The organism is Bradyrhizobium diazoefficiens (genome assembly GCF_016612535.1).
Lineage (GTDB): Bacteria > Pseudomonadota > Alphaproteobacteria > Rhizobiales > Xanthobacteraceae > Bradyrhizobium > Bradyrhizobium diazoefficiens_C.
In genome coordinates this window covers 3,010,132-3,024,045 of record NZ_JAENXS010000002.1, presented here as the reverse complement: position 1 = coordinate 3,024,045, position 13,914 = coordinate 3,010,132, and the positions used below count along the sequence as shown (strand labels likewise).

The 13,914-nt window shown below is 60.1% G+C and carries 16 protein-coding genes; all 16 read left to right on the top strand.

Going from position 1 to position 13,914, the window contains the following annotated elements; genetic code table 11:
• Nucleotides 1–58 precede the first annotated feature (58 nt).
• The 16 genes from JJE66_RS30995 to JJE66_RS30920 all read left to right on the top strand — a co-directional run bounded on the left by JJE66_RS30995 (nucleotide 59) and on the right by JJE66_RS30920 (nucleotide 13,331).
• Entirely contained in the window at nucleotides 59–1,147 is a 1,089-nt protein-coding gene (locus tag JJE66_RS30995; RefSeq protein ID WP_200518435.1) for an NAD/NADP octopine/nopaline dehydrogenase family protein, read from the top strand.
• Complete coding sequence (locus JJE66_RS30990; RefSeq protein ID WP_200518433.1) at nucleotides 1,144–2,034, top strand: dipicolinate synthase subunit DpsA; 891 nt, start codon at nucleotides 1,144–1,146, stop codon at nucleotides 2,032–2,034. Before JJE66_RS30995 ends, JJE66_RS30990 begins: the two co-directional genes overlap by 4 nt.
• On the top strand, nucleotides 2,031–3,377 hold the full coding sequence (locus JJE66_RS30985) for a dihydroorotase family protein (RefSeq protein WP_200518431.1): 1,347 nt from the start codon (nucleotides 2,031–2,033) through the stop codon (nucleotides 3,375–3,377). The genes JJE66_RS30990 and JJE66_RS30985 overlap by 4 nt, the downstream gene beginning before the upstream one ends.
• A 47-nt stretch (nucleotides 3,378–3,424) precedes the next feature.
• Nucleotides 3,425–4,060 carry a resolvase gene (locus JJE66_RS30980; RefSeq protein ID WP_246756601.1) on the top strand — a complete coding sequence of 212 codons (636 nt, stop codon included), beginning with the start codon at nucleotides 3,425–3,427 and terminating at the stop codon, nucleotides 4,058–4,060.
• Nucleotides 4,060–4,260: a 2-hydroxymuconate tautomerase gene (locus JJE66_RS30975; protein WP_200518423.1), complete on the top strand. Its 201-nt coding sequence runs from the start codon at nucleotides 4,060–4,062 to the stop codon at nucleotides 4,258–4,260. The genes JJE66_RS30980 and JJE66_RS30975 overlap by 1 nt, the downstream gene beginning before the upstream one ends.
• Complete coding sequence (locus tag JJE66_RS30970; protein WP_200518421.1) at nucleotides 4,257–5,246, top strand: isochorismatase family protein; 990 nt, start codon at nucleotides 4,257–4,259, stop codon at nucleotides 5,244–5,246. The genes JJE66_RS30975 and JJE66_RS30970 overlap by 4 nt, the downstream gene beginning before the upstream one ends.
• A gap of 259 nt (nucleotides 5,247–5,505) precedes the next feature.
• Nucleotides 5,506–6,246: a GntR family transcriptional regulator gene (locus tag JJE66_RS30965; protein ID WP_200518419.1), complete on the top strand. Its 741-nt coding sequence runs from the start codon at nucleotides 5,506–5,508 to the stop codon at nucleotides 6,244–6,246.
• Between the two features lie 25 nt (nucleotides 6,247–6,271).
• The gene (locus tag JJE66_RS30960; protein WP_200518417.1) at nucleotides 6,272–6,739 is read left to right on the top strand and encodes a RidA family protein; all 468 of its coding nucleotides are present in this window, start codon (nucleotides 6,272–6,274) and stop codon (nucleotides 6,737–6,739) included.
• Between the two features lie 48 nt (nucleotides 6,740–6,787).
• A complete protein-coding gene (locus tag JJE66_RS30955; RefSeq protein ID WP_311979979.1) occupies nucleotides 6,788–7,741 on the top strand; it encodes a GTP-binding protein in 954 nt (317 codons plus the stop codon).
• Nucleotides 7,742–7,785: 44 nt separating this feature from the next.
• The gene (locus JJE66_RS30950; protein ID WP_200518405.1) at nucleotides 7,786–7,941 is read left to right on the top strand and encodes a hypothetical protein; all 156 of its coding nucleotides are present in this window, start codon (nucleotides 7,786–7,788) and stop codon (nucleotides 7,939–7,941) included.
• 434 nt (nucleotides 7,942–8,375) lie between these two features.
• On the top strand, nucleotides 8,376–9,152 hold the full coding sequence (locus tag JJE66_RS30945; RefSeq protein ID WP_200518402.1) for an ABC transporter permease: 777 nt from the start codon (nucleotides 8,376–8,378) through the stop codon (nucleotides 9,150–9,152).
• Nucleotides 9,153–9,201: 49 nt separating this feature from the next.
• Nucleotides 9,202–10,005, top strand: coding sequence for an ABC transporter ATP-binding protein (locus JJE66_RS30940; protein WP_200518399.1), 804 nt, complete (start codon nucleotides 9,202–9,204; stop codon nucleotides 10,003–10,005).
• 232 nt (nucleotides 10,006–10,237) lie between these two features.
• Nucleotides 10,238–11,350, top strand: coding sequence for a hypothetical protein (locus JJE66_RS30935; protein WP_200518396.1), 1,113 nt, complete (start codon nucleotides 10,238–10,240; stop codon nucleotides 11,348–11,350).
• A 78-nt stretch (nucleotides 11,351–11,428) separates the two neighbouring features.
• Nucleotides 11,429–11,608: a hypothetical protein gene (locus JJE66_RS30930; RefSeq protein ID WP_200518393.1), complete on the top strand. Its 180-nt coding sequence runs from the start codon at nucleotides 11,429–11,431 to the stop codon at nucleotides 11,606–11,608.
• A gap of 59 nt (nucleotides 11,609–11,667) precedes the next feature.
• Nucleotides 11,668–12,669, top strand: a complete 1,002-nt coding sequence (locus JJE66_RS30925; protein WP_200518390.1) for an ABC transporter substrate-binding protein — start codon at nucleotides 11,668–11,670, stop codon at nucleotides 12,667–12,669.
• Nucleotides 12,670–13,022: 353 nt separating this feature from the next.
• On the top strand, nucleotides 13,023–13,331 hold the full coding sequence (locus JJE66_RS30920; RefSeq protein ID WP_200518371.1) for a hypothetical protein: 309 nt from the start codon (nucleotides 13,023–13,025) through the stop codon (nucleotides 13,329–13,331).
• The last annotated feature ends 583 nt before the right edge of the window (nucleotides 13,332–13,914 follow it).

The following is a 13,914-nucleotide window of genomic DNA, read 5'->3' as shown; positions in this document are numbered from 1 at the left end:
TGATCAAATATAGGGGTCTCGTCGGGCGCGATTTGCGCTTCGATCTGCGGAGAGCAGAATGAAGGTTGCAGTACTTGGAGGAGGAGCGGGGGGCGCGGCCTCGGTCGCAGAATTGGTTCTCGCGGGTCACTCCGTTCATTTCTGGGCGCGTTCGGCGGAAACGCTCGAGCCGCACATCAAGCTCGGCGGCGTTGCATTCGATGGTAAGCTCGGCGAAGGAGTGGCGAAGCCTACGCTGATCACGACAGATCTCAAGTCGGCGATCTTCGGAGTCGACGTCGCGGTCGTCGTGCTGCCGACTTTTTCGCACTCGGCCATAGCCAGTGCACTTGCCGCGGCCGGCTGGCCGTGGAGCAAACCGGTCGTTCTTAACCCCGGTCACACCGGAGGAGCGCTGGAATTCGCCGAGGCCTATTCGCGCTCCGGGCGGGCCGTGCCTCCGGTGGTTGAGTTCTCGACGCTGACATACGTCGCGCGCAAATATCGTCCGGACGGTGTCACGATCAGCGGCCGGGCCAAGCAACTGAAGGCTGCCGCTCTCAAGGGAGGAGCGGAGGCGCTGGAGGTTGCTGCGAAATTGTATCCGGGTGTCACGCCCGTTCGGGACGTCATCGCCTCCGACCTCTCCAACGTGAACATGGTCCTGCATCCGCCCGGCGCGGTGCTGGGAGCCGCCTGGGTCGAGGCGACCGGCGGCAACTTTACCTTCTACGTCGATGCCATGACGCCCGGGGTCGCTCGCGTCATGCGGCAATTGGACGATGAGCGCGTGGCGGTCGCTCGGGCGTTCGGGCATGAATTGCCGAACTTGATTGAAGAGATGAAGCTGCTCGGCACGGTGGAAGCCGACGTGGTTGACGTTACCGACTACCGTGCGGCAATCGCGGGCGGCGAGGCCAATCGCCGTATCAAGGGACCGGATTCGCTCGAGTATCGCTACTACAAAGAGGATTTCGGTCACGGCCTGCTCCCCTTCCTGGAGTTTGCGCGGATCGCCGATGTCAACGTGCCCGTCGCGACGTCGCTCTTTCGCCTTGCGCAGGCCGCGGTCGGAACCGACTATCGGATCGGCGGGCGGACTGCAGATGCAATGGGCGTCGCCGGCATGTCCAGGGATCAGCTCATTGAGAAGGTAAGGGCCCCATGAGTTGGCAGAATACAGTCGTCGCGATCGTAGCCGGTGATGCGCGCGAACAGGAGATCGCTCGCTGTGCCGTGCGGGCTGGAGCTGCCGTTCGAGCCTACGGCTTTCCCTGGCCTGATGGGGGCATCGAAGGCGTCTATCATGCTGCGGACGCGGCTGATGCATTGAAGGGGGCCGACATAGCGCTGTTTCCGATTCCGGGCATCAGCGCGGAGGGCGCGCTGTTCGCGCCCAAGTGTCCGCAAAAGATCGTTCCGACGCGCGAGATGCTGGCCGGCATGAGGCGGCCCGGCAACATCATCCTCGGTTGGGCCGACGACAATCTGAAGGCCCATTGCAAGGCGCTCGGCATCGCGCTTCACGAATACGAATGGGACGTCGACCTCATGCTGTTGCGCGGGCCGGCGATCGTCGAGGGCGTATTGAAGGTAATCATCGAAAACACAGAGATCACCATCCACAAGTCCAACGTTTGCCTGGTTGGCCAAGGCACCATCGGCTCGCTTCTGACGAGGACGCTGGTCGGGCTCGGGGCTCATGTTCATGTTGCTGCGCGCAACCCGGTTCAGCGCGCAGCCGCCCACGCGATAGGCGCCGAGGCGCTGACGCTCGAACAATTGCCTGCGATTCTGAACCGCATGGACATCGTTATCGGCAGCGTTCCAAAGCGATTGCTTGAGCGCGATCAACTGGCTCTGCTGCCCAAACACGCATTGCTGGTCGACGTCGCAGCGCCTCCCGGAACGATCGACCGGGACGCTGCCGCCGAACTTGGGCTGAAGGCTATCTGGGCCCGCGGCATGGGCGCCCGTGCACCGATCACTGTCGGCCGCAGCCAGTGGACCGGCATCAGCCGGCGTATCGAGGCAATACTGGAGCAAGAACAATGAGAGCGGATCTGGTCATCAAGAACGCGCGAGTGATTCGCCACGACGGGGAATTCCACGGCGGTGTTGCGGTGAAGGACGGCAAGATCGTCCTGACTGGGGCTGACGAAGTCCTCCCGGAAGCCAAGCGCACCATCGACGCCGAGGGGCGGGTGTTGATGCCGGGCTTGATCGACCCGCACTGCCATCTGGGCGTGAAGTTTCCCTTCGCTGAGGATATGCGCACCGAGACGGCCGCCGCGGCCTCCGGCGGAGTGACGACGGCGCTTCTCTATATCCGCAATCTCAAGGAGTCCTATCTGCCGTTCTACGCGGAGCGCAAGGCGATCGGTGAGGAAAACTCGGTCATCGACTTCGGCTTTCATTTTGGCATCCAGCGCGAGGAACATATCGCCGAGATCCCGGAAGTCATCGCCAAGACCGGCGTCAAATCCTTCAAATGCTATTTCGGCTACGAGCCGGACAATCCGATCGGCATCGTGCCGGCGACGGACGGCTGGGTCTATGCCGCGATGCGCATCTTGTCGAAGGTTCCCGGCGGGGTGATCAACGTTCATTGCGAGAACACCCAGATCGCCTCCTGGATCAAAAAGGAGATCGCGGCCACCGGGCGTCAGGATCTCGGCGCATACACGGAATCGCGTCCGGCCTTCTGCGAGGTGGAAACCATCCGGCGCATGCTCTTCCTTGCCGAGAAGACCGGCTGTTCGCTTCATCTGGTCCACACCTCCGTCGGCATGGGTCCAGTGCTCGCTGCCGAGGCCCAGGCGCGTGGCGTGCGCGTGACGGTCGAGACCTGTCCTCACTACCTCACCCGCACGTGCTACGACGAAGATCTCGACATGCGTGCGAAGATATCGCCGCCGTTGCGCGACCGGAACGAACTCGAAGGTCTTTGGCACGGCGTCATGAACGGCTCAGTCTACAGCCTCGGGACGGACCACGTGCCATTCCTGCCCAAGAAGCTGGAAGATCTTTGGACCGAATTCCCAGGTGTGGTGAGCTTTCCCTGGGAGCTGTCGCTGATGCTTCATTTCGGCGTTCATCAGCGCGGTTTGTCGCTGTCCCGGCTTGTCGAGCTCAACTCTTTCAATCCTGCGCGACGCTTCGGGCTCTGGCCGCGCAAGGGCCATATCGACGTTGGATTCGACGCCGACCTCGTGCTGGTCGATCTTGATGAGCAGCGCACGGTCAAACATGCCGGGAAGGGCACGTGCATCTATGAAGGGTGGACGCTCAAGGGCTGGCCGGTGCTGACCGTCGCTCGCGGTGACGTCGTCTATGAAAACGGTTCCGTCGCCGACCACCACTTCGGTCGCGGTCGATGCGTGACCCTGCCGTCATGAGTGGCACGGACCTCCACCGACTGGAGTTGGCAGGCCGAGAGTCGCTGATGCCCGCCCAAATGTCGGTGCGTGAAGCCGTCGCCGCCATCGTGGCGCGCAAGACCACGATCCGTCAGGAGAGATTGTCCGGAATCCACAATCCATGGGGACATGCGATCGGCTTGACCGATCCCTGGATCTTTCTGGGCCTCTGCGAGAGTCAGGGCGTCGTCGATGCAGCGCGCGAGATCTTGGGGCCGGACATCATCCTGTGGGACAGCGAGCTATTCGCGGAAATGAGCAGCTATGCCGACTTTCTGCGTGAAGGGCGGGAAGGTCGTTATTGGCCGGTTACGCCATTGGCGGGGGCGGTGGTCTTTTTGCCCGTTGGCCAGGCCGACCCGCGACCGCTGGCGATCGGACTCAACGAGATCGGAACCAATGTGCCCGAGATGCTCGATCCGTCGGAACCGATTTATGTCATCCGGCTGATGCCGAGCACCAGTCATTTCGATCGAGACCCGCAGCATCCCGCCCATCGCGCGTGCATGGAGGAGCAGGTCTTGATCAACTATGCCAACCGCGCGCTGTGGCTGCTCAGCGGTGTCGATCGGGCAAGGAACGATCTGGTTACGGGCTTCGCGGCCGCTGTGCCCACCTGGGCATCCGGCGCTCTACCCATCCAAAGAGGAGGAGATTTCTGATGCCGTTCGTCGTCGTCGAAATGTGGGAGGGCCGTACAGTCGAGCAGAAGCGCCGACTCGTAAAGGCTATCACCAATGCAATGGTTGAGGAGGCCGCCTGCAAGCCGGATCATCTACATGTGGTGATTCATGAAACGCCAAAAGACAGCTGGGGCCGCGCTGGCGTGCTCGGCATCGACATGGTGGAGGACAAGAAATGAGCCTGGAAGCCCTCGATTATCGCAAGTCGGCCCTGCTGGTCATCGATCTCCAGAACGCCTTCATCCACGAGAAGGGAACGCTGGGCATTTCCGGAGTGGATACAAAGCGCCTGTCCTCGATCGTCTCGCCGCTGGCAAGGCTGATCAAGCGGTGCCAGGACGTCGACATTCCCGTCATTTGGACAATGCAAGAGCATTTTGCCATCGACAGGAATCGCGCCAAGAAGAAGCTGCTCGGCCACACCGCCCGGCGCAAGCAGGTATCTGCGCTCGCCGGCAGCTGGGACGAGGAGATCATCGACGAGCTCAAGCCGCTGGCCGAGTTCAATCCTTCCTTCGTGATCCGCAAGCACCGCTTCGGTGCGTTCTACGAGACCAGGCTCGAGATGATGCTGAAGATGCTGGGGACGCAGCATCTCTTCATCACCGGAGCAACCACCAACGCTTGCGTCGAGACGAGCATCCGCGAAGCCTATCTCCGGGATCTCGATGTGGTTGCCGTCGAGGATTGCGTATCAGGCGTCAATGCGGATTGGGAGGCAACCGCCAAGCAGGTCTGGAAGCAGTACTTCTGCGAGATAGCGTCGTCGTCGGACGTTCTCGACTGGATCGCCGAGCAGGCGAAGCCGAGGGTTACCAACTACGGTCACCAGTTGATCATGGTCAATGACATCGACAGGTCGGTCGACTTCTATACCCGTCAACTGGGATTCACGATCAGGCCGGCCAAGCCGCTGGCTGACGGGCGGCCCTTCGTTGCTTTCCACCAAGGCATCGCCCTCATCAACGGCAAGGCTGCAGACCATCGCCAGCTCGACCACATCGCCTTCGAGGTCAATGATGTGCGCGCGCTCGATGCCAAGTTGAAAAAGGCCGGCGTTCACTACTACAATGATCTGCACGACGGGCCGTATGGCTTGACGATCTACATCGCCGATCCCGACGGAACCAAGGTCGAGCTCTATCAGGTCGGAGCAAGCGCTTAATCTGGGGCCCGGCGTGCATGCTCACGCAGCTGATCCGGGCCACGTTCCCTGTGCCAAATCGGCAGGCCGAGCCAACCTTGGCGTGCCGATTAGCGGCATCACTGCTCCACGCTGCGGTTGCCGCCCGCTCTCAAATCTACTACTGATCACGATATGAGATCACAGGACTCACGCCGTCCAACTCTTCAGGGATGGTCTCGATGTCCTCAGGCATATCGGATGGCGCCCAGCGACGTCCTAAGAGAAAGAGAGTCGGGAGATGCGGACCGAGAAAGCGGAAATTGCCGGAAGCGGCAACGAAGAAGTCAAGCGGCAGCGGGGCCACATCTACGAGCGTGTGCTGGGCTATATGCGGAGAGGACTTATGGTCGGAGCCTTTGTGCCCGGCCAGGTCATGAGCTTGCGCAAGCTGGCGGCAGGGCTCGGAACCAGCCCCATGCCGGTTCGCGAAGTGCTGAGCCAGCTCGTCGCCGCGAATGCCTTGGAAGAGACCAAGGGGGGCTCGGTGCGCGTGCCGAGGCTGAGCGCCGAGAAGCTGAGCGATATCTTTTCGGTGCGTGAACTGCTCGAAGGTACGGCCGCCGAGCTCGCCGCCAAGAAGGCTTCGCCTGCGTTGTTGAACGGACTGACGTCCATCAACAAGCAATTGCTTCAGGCGATCGCCAAGCGCGACATCCTGAACTGCCTTTCCTTCAACCAAAAATTTCATTTCACACTCTACCAGGCGAGCGAATCCGAGACGCTCACGCTCTTGATCGAGTCGCTTTGGTTGCAGTTCGGACCGACCATGTACATGTCGCTGCTGATCCCCTCGAAGCCCTGGAGTGCGTCTCACCACGAGGACATTCTGGCGGGGCTGAAGGAGGGCAATCCAACCGCGGTCAAACGCGGGACGATCCAGGACATCCGGACGACTTGCCGAGCCTTGCTCAGCATCGCCGACTCGCAGGGGGCCGAGCTGCCCTTCGCACAAGGAATGGAACTGCAATTCGACGATTGAGAACAGAGATCCGGAGTATCGCGCCATGGAAGCAAAGATCGATCAAAAACTGGCCCAACTGGGAATCAGCCTGCCCGCAACGGCGTCTCCAAGCGCCAACTACGTTCCCGCGCGAAGACTAGGCAGCCAGATCTACATCTCCGGCCAGGTCCCCAGCGAGGGCGGCAAGGACAAGTACACGGGTAAGCTCGGCTCGGAATTCTCCGTGGAGCAAGGTCAAAAAGCTGCGCGTCTCTGTGCAATCAATATCCTCGCTCAGCTCAAGCAGGCACTGGACGGCAATCTCGACAGGGTGGTTGGGGTCGTTCGGCTGGGCGGCTTTGTCAATGCTGAGCCGGACTTCAAGGATCATCCCAAGGTCATCAATGGAGCGTCTGACCTGATGGTGGAGGTGTTTGGCGAGGCCGGGCGCCACGCGCGCGCGGCGGTCGGCTGCAGTTCCTTGCCCCGCAACGTTCCGGTCGAGGTCGACGCGATATTCGAGGTCAACTGAACCATGCAGCCTGCCGCTCCCTCCCTCGACGCGCGGATTCCGGTTCATGTGCTGACCGGCTTTCTCGGGAGCGGCAAGACGACGTTTCTTCGACACCTGCTCGGGGAGCCGGGTCTCGCCGAGACTGCGGTGATCATCAATGAATTCGGCGAAATAGGACTCGACCACCTGCTGGTGCGGGAGGTCACGGAAGACGTGGTCCTGCTGTCGTCCGGATGTTTGTGCTGCGCTGTGCGCGACGATCTCGTGTCAACCTTGGCCGAGCTTCTGGCGATGGCCCGCTGCGGCGCAGTGACGCCTTTCCGCCAGGTCGTGGTCGAAACCACCGGCCTCGCCGATCCAGCGCCCATCATCCAGGCAGTGATGAGCGCTCCCGAATTGCTGCATGGCTACCGCGCCGGCAGCATCATTACGACCGTAGACGGCGTCAGTGGCCTCAACAGCATTCGAAACTTCGCGGAAGCGGCCCAGCAGGTGGCGCTAGCGGATTGCGTTGTCATCACCAAGTCGGATCTCGTCGAGCGTTGGCAATTGGACACGCTGGAGCTCGATGTCGCCAAGGTCAATCCTTCAGTGCGCACGCTGACTTCGAGCAAGCATGCGATGCCCTCGGCGGCCGACGTTCTGGCCCATGGCGAGGATTGGAAGCCCCGCTCTCTCGGCGTGCACGACAGGGCTGCGCGGGGAATGCATAGCCACGGCATCGAGACCTTCACGGTCGAGGTGACGCGAGAAGTCGAATGGCCGGCCTTTGTCGGCTGGCTTGAACTGTTGCTGGCCGCACGCGGTCAATCCATTCTCCGTGTAAAGGGTTTGTTGCCGCTCGAAGGCGACGAGCGACCGGTTGTCGTCCACGGCGTGCAACACGTCGTCTATCCGCCAGAATACCTGCCACGATGGCCGGAAGGTTCGCCGCGCGGCTGGCTTGTGTTCATCGCCCGCAACTTGACGCGCACCGCGATCGAAAATTCCCTGCCAAGTATCTTCGCCTGCAGGCACTGACGGTCGAAAGCGCAGACGCGCCGATACGACATCGATCGCAATTCTTGTCCATCACCCGCGAGATCGAGCCGCTCGTCGAAGATGCGCGGGCAATCCGTCGCACCGCGCGAGTGCCATCGTTGCGCCGCCGAAATGGATCCAATGCACGAAAAACGATCGCACGCCGCCCGCATTACGTGCTTGACAACATCAAACTGTGATCACATCATGAGATCAAATAAAGATCGATTTGGGAATGGAGCGCCGTCGGACCGCAGGCAAGGGCCACACGAACCGTGATGCCCGGGTGGTGCAATCCAGCTCCAGCTCGACAGGGAGTGAACGGGATGTTTCGGGTGAATCTCGCAGCAGCAATGTCGACGCTGAGGGGGCGATGCGCCGGGCCTTTTCGACGACAGCATCGGGCGGTTGTCAGATCCTGGCGACCTCTCCTCGATTGGCTCGTTCGGGAAGGTCGATTGTCCCTCGAGAGTGCACTTGTCGGCGAAGTGTTCGTTGATGTCGCCAGGCCGTCGAAGGCGCCGATGGATGGTTCTGCTCCAAGACAACTGTAATCTTCTAACGCGGTGAGGCTACGGTGGCGAGTACGGATATTGTCAGCGCCGGTAAGGCGCAGCGGAAGCAGGATAAGCGGATGAGCGGCAAGAAGCGGGCCCGCGTCAGCTGGCAGGATCGCTATTCGGCGCTCCTCGTCGCTGCCGTGCTGATCGGTGCTTGGCAAATTCTCGTGCCGTTGTCAGGGCTTTCAGAGTTTGTCCTGCCGACGCCGCTCGCCATCGCGAAGCGCATCGTCCACGACTTGCCGCTGCTCTCGGCCCATACCTATGTGACACTGCTCGAAGTGATCTTCGGCTTCACTCTCGGAGCGCTGATCGGGATTCCTCTGGCTCTGTCGATCTTCTATTCCAGGGCCTTCGAACGAGCCATTTATCCGATCCTCGTCGGCCTGCAGACCGTCCCCAAAGTGTCGCTGGCGCCGATCCTAGTGCTGTATCTCGGATACGGATGGGCACCGAAGATCGTGCTTGCCTTCATGATCTCGTTCTTTCCGATCGTGATCTCGACCGTCGTCGGCCTGCAGTCGCTCGACAAGAATCTCGTCAATCTCGTCCGATCCATGGGCGCGAACGAATGGCAGACCTTCTTCAAGCTGCGCCTGCCGGCAGCGCTGCCCAATATATTCGCTGGCTTCAAGGTCGCGATTTCTCTCGCGGTCATCGGCGCGGTTATCGGCGAATACGTCGCGGCTGAGCGAGGGCTCGGATATCTTCAGCTCCAGGCGAATTCACAATTCGACACCACGCTCAACTTTGCGACCGTGGTGACGATCTCGGCACTCGGTGTGATGCTCTACTTCGTCATCGATATCATCGAGACGCGCGTTTCCCATAAGCGCGATGCCGCCAAATGAACCGCGTGCAACAGGTATGGACGAGGCATAGCTCCAGCGAGGCAGCGCAATGAACACTCCTATCCAATCTACCGGTGCAGCGATAGAGATTTCCCGGCTTTCGAAGATCTATGAAACTCGCGAGGATACCGACGTCATCGCGCTTGAAAAGATAGACCTTCGGTTCGAGCCGGGTAGTTTCGTTGCAGTGGTGGGGCCGAGCGGATGCGGCAAGAGCACCTTGCTATCGCTGCTCGCTGGCCTGACCCCCGCCTCGACTGGCAAGATCGCCATCGACGGACAGGCGATCAGCAAGCCGCACCCCAAGATCGGCGTCGTGTTCCAGTCGGATCTCCTGCTCTACTGGCGGACCGTGCTCGACAACATCCTGCTGCCGATCGAGATCAAGAAGCTCGATCTGGCCAAATACCGGCTGCACGCCGAGGACCTTCTCGCCCAGGTCGGGCTCGAGGGCTTCGGCAACAAATATCCATCGGAGCTTTCGGGCGGCATGCGGCAGCGCGTGGCGATCTGCCGCGCGCTGATCCAGGAACCGGGTCTGCTGTTGATGGACGAGCCCTTCGGCGCGCTCGACGCGCTGACTCGCGAGCAGATGATCATGGACTTGCAGTCCATGTGGCTGAGGGTGCGAAACACCGTTCTGTTCATCACCCATGGCATCGATGAAGCCGTTTTCCTCGCTGACCGCGTGCTTGTGATGTCGCCGCGGCCGGGTCGGATCGACCTCGACCTCACGATCGACATGCCGCGTCCACGGCAGTGGAGCAAGGTCCACGAGGACAAGGCCTATTTTGGCTACGTGCGTCAGATCCGCGATATTTTCGAGGCTAAAGGCGTGCTCGTCGCCCACTGAGGGTAGGGTTAGGGGCGTCAGTTTTCGAGAGAGCCAGGCATGAGTGCCGCAGGATGATTTTCTGCGGGAGATGACCTGTGTCCGAAATCGGGTGGGCGTGAGCCCGCCTTGTGCGGGGTTGGAATCGATCGGCATTGAGATGGTCGCTGCCGTCTCCAAGGCCGCGTCGCATTTCGTCTATCGGCCTGAGCATGCCTGACGGGCAGCTCGCTTTTGAAGAGGGGGACTAAACATGCATGCTTCCAGACTTTTGACTCCAATCGCACTTGCGGTCAGTTTGATCGCTTGCTCATCCATCGTGAGAGCTGCCGACGAACCGAGTCCGGCACCGGTCAAGGCAAAGCCGATCGCGGATGTTCCATTTTTTCTCGTGAACGATAACAGGCTGACCTTCTCGTACCAATTTACGGCCACGGACCCCGGTGCCTATAGCTTCCAGCCAAATGGGGCCGTCAACGGCACGACCGCAAAACAGGTGTATTCGTTCACCCATTTCGATGTGTGGGCTTACGGCACAAACTTCTTCAACATCGATATGTTGAAATCGACTCACAACGATCCTGCCTCGCCCTGCCAGCCTACCGGTACCCTGCCTTTTGGCCAAACAGGAGCCTGCGCCGGCACGACGGAATTCTACGGCTTAGAGCGCAGCACGTTCGGCTGGAATGAGATATTCGACACGAAGGCGTTCAAAATAGGACCGCTGCGAAATATCTCGTTCGAGGTCGGCGCCGATCTCGGTACGGCAAACAATTATTACGCACCCGCGACAAACAACGTCGTCGCTGGTCTGCAATTCGCCTTTGATCTTCCGTACAAAGGCTATTTCAACGTGGCGCCGCTGGTCGTCTACAACATTGCAAGCCACAAATCGTTTCTTCAGTGCGGTCTCTTCAATCCTGGCACTCCTGGGGTGACCTGTCTTGCGGACGGCAACAGGGTGTTTCCGCCCACCTGGAAGATCGAGACCAATTACTACATGGATCTCGGCTTCCTCCCTGAAAGCATGCGGTATTTCGCGATCAGTGGCCGCGTTTCCGTCACCGGACAGAAGGGCGACATCAATACCCTCCCTGCGCTGTCCGGCGTCGGACGTTTCAGCACCGCCAGCAAGATCGAAGTGAACAGCGAACCGATTCGCCTGACGTTCGATGCCAGTAAGGCCTTCATGGGCCCCAAATACAGTCACTTCGTCGACGTATGGGTTGCCTATCGATACTGGAAGAACAAGTTTGGTCTCGACAGTAACGCCACGCCCGGCACTTGCACCATTGCGGCAACAGGCGTCAGCACCAACAGCTGCACTGAAAAGTCGGCAAGCGCAGGCGTCTCAGTGAAATTCTGAGCACCTGGTCTGGTTCGCACAGCAAGATGGCGCGGCGATCGAACACGAAGCGCCATCAAAGCTCCTGAGTGAGCCGACATGACATCAGCCGGCTCATCGCTGAAGATGCTGAGCTGTATTCAAATCACCCGCGCCGTCACCCGCGAATCAATTCGGCCAGCGTTGGCCACGACAAACGACGCCGGCCCGCAAGCATTGCCTGCTTGCGACATCGTCGATCATCTGATGCGCAAGCAGGTGTGCGCATGGATGGTGTGACGCTCAGCTTGGTTTAAAGTGGAGGGCCCAGTGAGTGATGGTGGAAAGAAGTGAAGTTTATGACTGCAAGATACCGCAAGACGACGCCGAGCAGCACCGCGATGGCACTGTTGACACTGCTCGCTGGTCTCGCCTGCTCATTCTCTGCCTCGGCGGCCGACGAACTGCGGGTGCGCTTCAGCTGGAAACTCAAGGGCGAGTATGGACACCTCTATCTGGCGCAAGACAGGCGTTTTTATGCTGCCAGAGACCTCGCCGTACGCATGGGGGAAGGCGCAGGTGCGCAGGCCGCCTTGGTAGCCGTCGTTCAGGGCCAGGAAGATATTGTCATCATGCCTGGAATCTTCGCTGCGTCCGCGATCCAGAAGCGCATGCCGATCAAGATCATCGCGCTCTGTCATCCAAAGACGCCCGTCGTCATGATCTCGCATCCGGACAAGGCCATCCTCAAGCCGCAGGATCTCGAGGGCAAGATCGTGGCGCATGCCGTCGGCGAGACGGGGACATCCTATCTCGGAACGTTCTGCGCGGTGAACAAGATCGACTGCACCAGGATCAAGATGGTTCAGATGGATGCGCAATCGCGCATCGCCCACTTCCTGCAGAACCAGGTGGATGCTGTGAGCATCTATCGCACCAGTGACCTGCCCGTTCTTGAGCAGCGGACCGGAATCAAGTTTCCGATTCTCGATCTCGCGCAATATGGGCTCGTCGTTCCGGGGCTGGCCGCAGTCACGAGCGATGCCGCTATTGCCAGGAATCCGGATGTCCTCAAGCGCTATCTCGCTGCTGTTGGCGAGGGCATCGACGCCACACGAAGGGATCCGAGGGCCGCTGCGAATGCCGTCGCCAAGGTGTGGCAAGTCGGCCCGCCAGTTGATGTGATCGAAGCACAAGTCAGGGCAACGATTGACGCGATGGTGCCCGAGGAGGGGAAGCCCATCGGCTGGATCGACGCGAAGCTCATCGAACAGACGATCGAATTGCTCGCGACCGAACAAGCGGTCGATCATCCAAGACCCGCGGCGTCATTATTTACCAATGAACTCCTTGCCAACTGACTGGCCAGAGATTGCATGCGGGTCCGACTGTGGTGCGACGGCTAGGTCAGGCGATATCCAGGCTAGGTCAGGCGATATTAAGCCTGCATCGCGGTCCGGCAGTTGAATTGCTTGCGCAGATGCAAGACGGCATCGCCGACTTGGGACGCGCCTAGTCGTCGGGCGCGTCCCCTAGCCGCAACGCACTGTAAAGCAACTCCGCGAAATCGCCTCAAAATCTCTAAACGATGACCACAAGAATCACGTTCCTTGCGACGGCGCTGTTCGCAGTATTGACGCGTTGAACGATCCGGTGAAAGCGAATGGCGTAGAGTGATGGAATCGTTCAATCGCGAATAAGTCCAGGAGAGATGATGAAGTTGGTGAAGACCTCTGTAGTCGCATGTGTCCTTTCGGCTTTGCTTGGAGGCCAAGTGCTTGCGCAAGACCTTTCGACCGATTCCAAGAGTCGCGGCGGCATGCAAGGCAAGAGCATACAGGGGGGTATGAGCGATGATGACGAGGATTCGACCACTCAGCTCGGCGCTGCGGACCGAAAGGCAGGTATGAAGTCGGTCAAGAGCACAAAGGGCGCAGCCGGCACTACCGGAATCGCTCCGAACAAGGGGGCAGCTGACGATTCTTCAGTCGGCGGCACGCCGACCGCCGGCAAGCGCCACTAACGCAGGCGATTCTTATCGGCAAACCTCCGGTCGCGCACAGGCGCCGGAGGTTTTTTCCGTGTTCAGTTCGATCTCGGCGCGAATGGTCCAGCAGCAAGCGATCAAGTTGATTACTGCGTCAAGGCCGTCAGCGCCCCCTCCGGCTGGTCCACGAAAGTGAGTTGCTGGTCGGTATAGGGCGGAAGCTTTTGCCCTCGGTCTCGGCGAGTGCGGATGATTCAGCCAAGCGTTAGGTGCGCCCCCCAACCTGCTCTTCCTATCGCTTATCGAGGTCGCGCAGCGCCGAATGGTGATGCTCGGCGCGGACGCGTCAGGCTCTGCAGCGGGGTGCGGAGCTGCTACCCATGAATGAGGTCGTCACAGCGCGTTCCGGCAGGACATCGCTAGCCCGGCTGCCTGGATCGGGAGCTGACAACCAGGATCAGGCTTTCTTCGCCTGATTCCGGTTAACAGCGTGCTCGAGCCGGATACAGTGAAGAAGCCATCCCGGTGTTTCGTGCCATGAGCACTTTTGCCTTCTCATGCCAATCCGCTTTGCGAGCTTTATGCGAAGGCTTGTCAATCGGCATTCAATTTTGACCTC

Coding starts and splice junctions, on each gene's coding strand:
- JJE66_RS30960 (WP_200518417.1), top strand. CDS start 6,272: ATGGAAGCAAAGATCGATCAAAAACTGGCCCAACTGGGAATCAGCCTG.
- JJE66_RS30945 (WP_200518402.1), top strand. CDS start 8,376: ATGAGCGGCAAGAAGCGGGCCCGCGTCAGCTGGCAGGATCGCTATTCG.
- JJE66_RS30925 (WP_200518390.1), top strand. CDS start 11,668: ATGACTGCAAGATACCGCAAGACGACGCCGAGCAGCACCGCGATGGCA.
- JJE66_RS30935 (WP_200518396.1), top strand. CDS start 10,238: ATGCATGCTTCCAGACTTTTGACTCCAATCGCACTTGCGGTCAGTTTG.
- JJE66_RS30920 (WP_200518371.1), top strand. CDS start 13,023: ATGAAGTTGGTGAAGACCTCTGTAGTCGCATGTGTCCTTTCGGCTTTG.
- JJE66_RS30995 (WP_200518435.1), top strand. CDS start 59: ATGAAGGTTGCAGTACTTGGAGGAGGAGCGGGGGGCGCGGCCTCGGTC.
- JJE66_RS30990 (WP_200518433.1), top strand. CDS start 1,144: ATGAGTTGGCAGAATACAGTCGTCGCGATCGTAGCCGGTGATGCGCGC.
- JJE66_RS30965 (WP_200518419.1), top strand. CDS start 5,506: ATGCGGACCGAGAAAGCGGAAATTGCCGGAAGCGGCAACGAAGAAGTC.
- JJE66_RS30930 (WP_200518393.1), top strand. CDS start 11,429: ATGACATCAGCCGGCTCATCGCTGAAGATGCTGAGCTGTATTCAAATC.
- JJE66_RS30940 (WP_200518399.1), top strand. CDS start 9,202: ATGAACACTCCTATCCAATCTACCGGTGCAGCGATAGAGATTTCCCGG.
- JJE66_RS30975 (WP_200518423.1), top strand. CDS start 4,060: ATGCCGTTCGTCGTCGTCGAAATGTGGGAGGGCCGTACAGTCGAGCAG.
- JJE66_RS30985 (WP_200518431.1), top strand. CDS start 2,031: ATGAGAGCGGATCTGGTCATCAAGAACGCGCGAGTGATTCGCCACGAC.
- JJE66_RS30970 (WP_200518421.1), top strand. CDS start 4,257: ATGAGCCTGGAAGCCCTCGATTATCGCAAGTCGGCCCTGCTGGTCATC.
- JJE66_RS30980 (WP_246756601.1), top strand. CDS start 3,425: ATGCCCGCCCAAATGTCGGTGCGTGAAGCCGTCGCCGCCATCGTGGCG.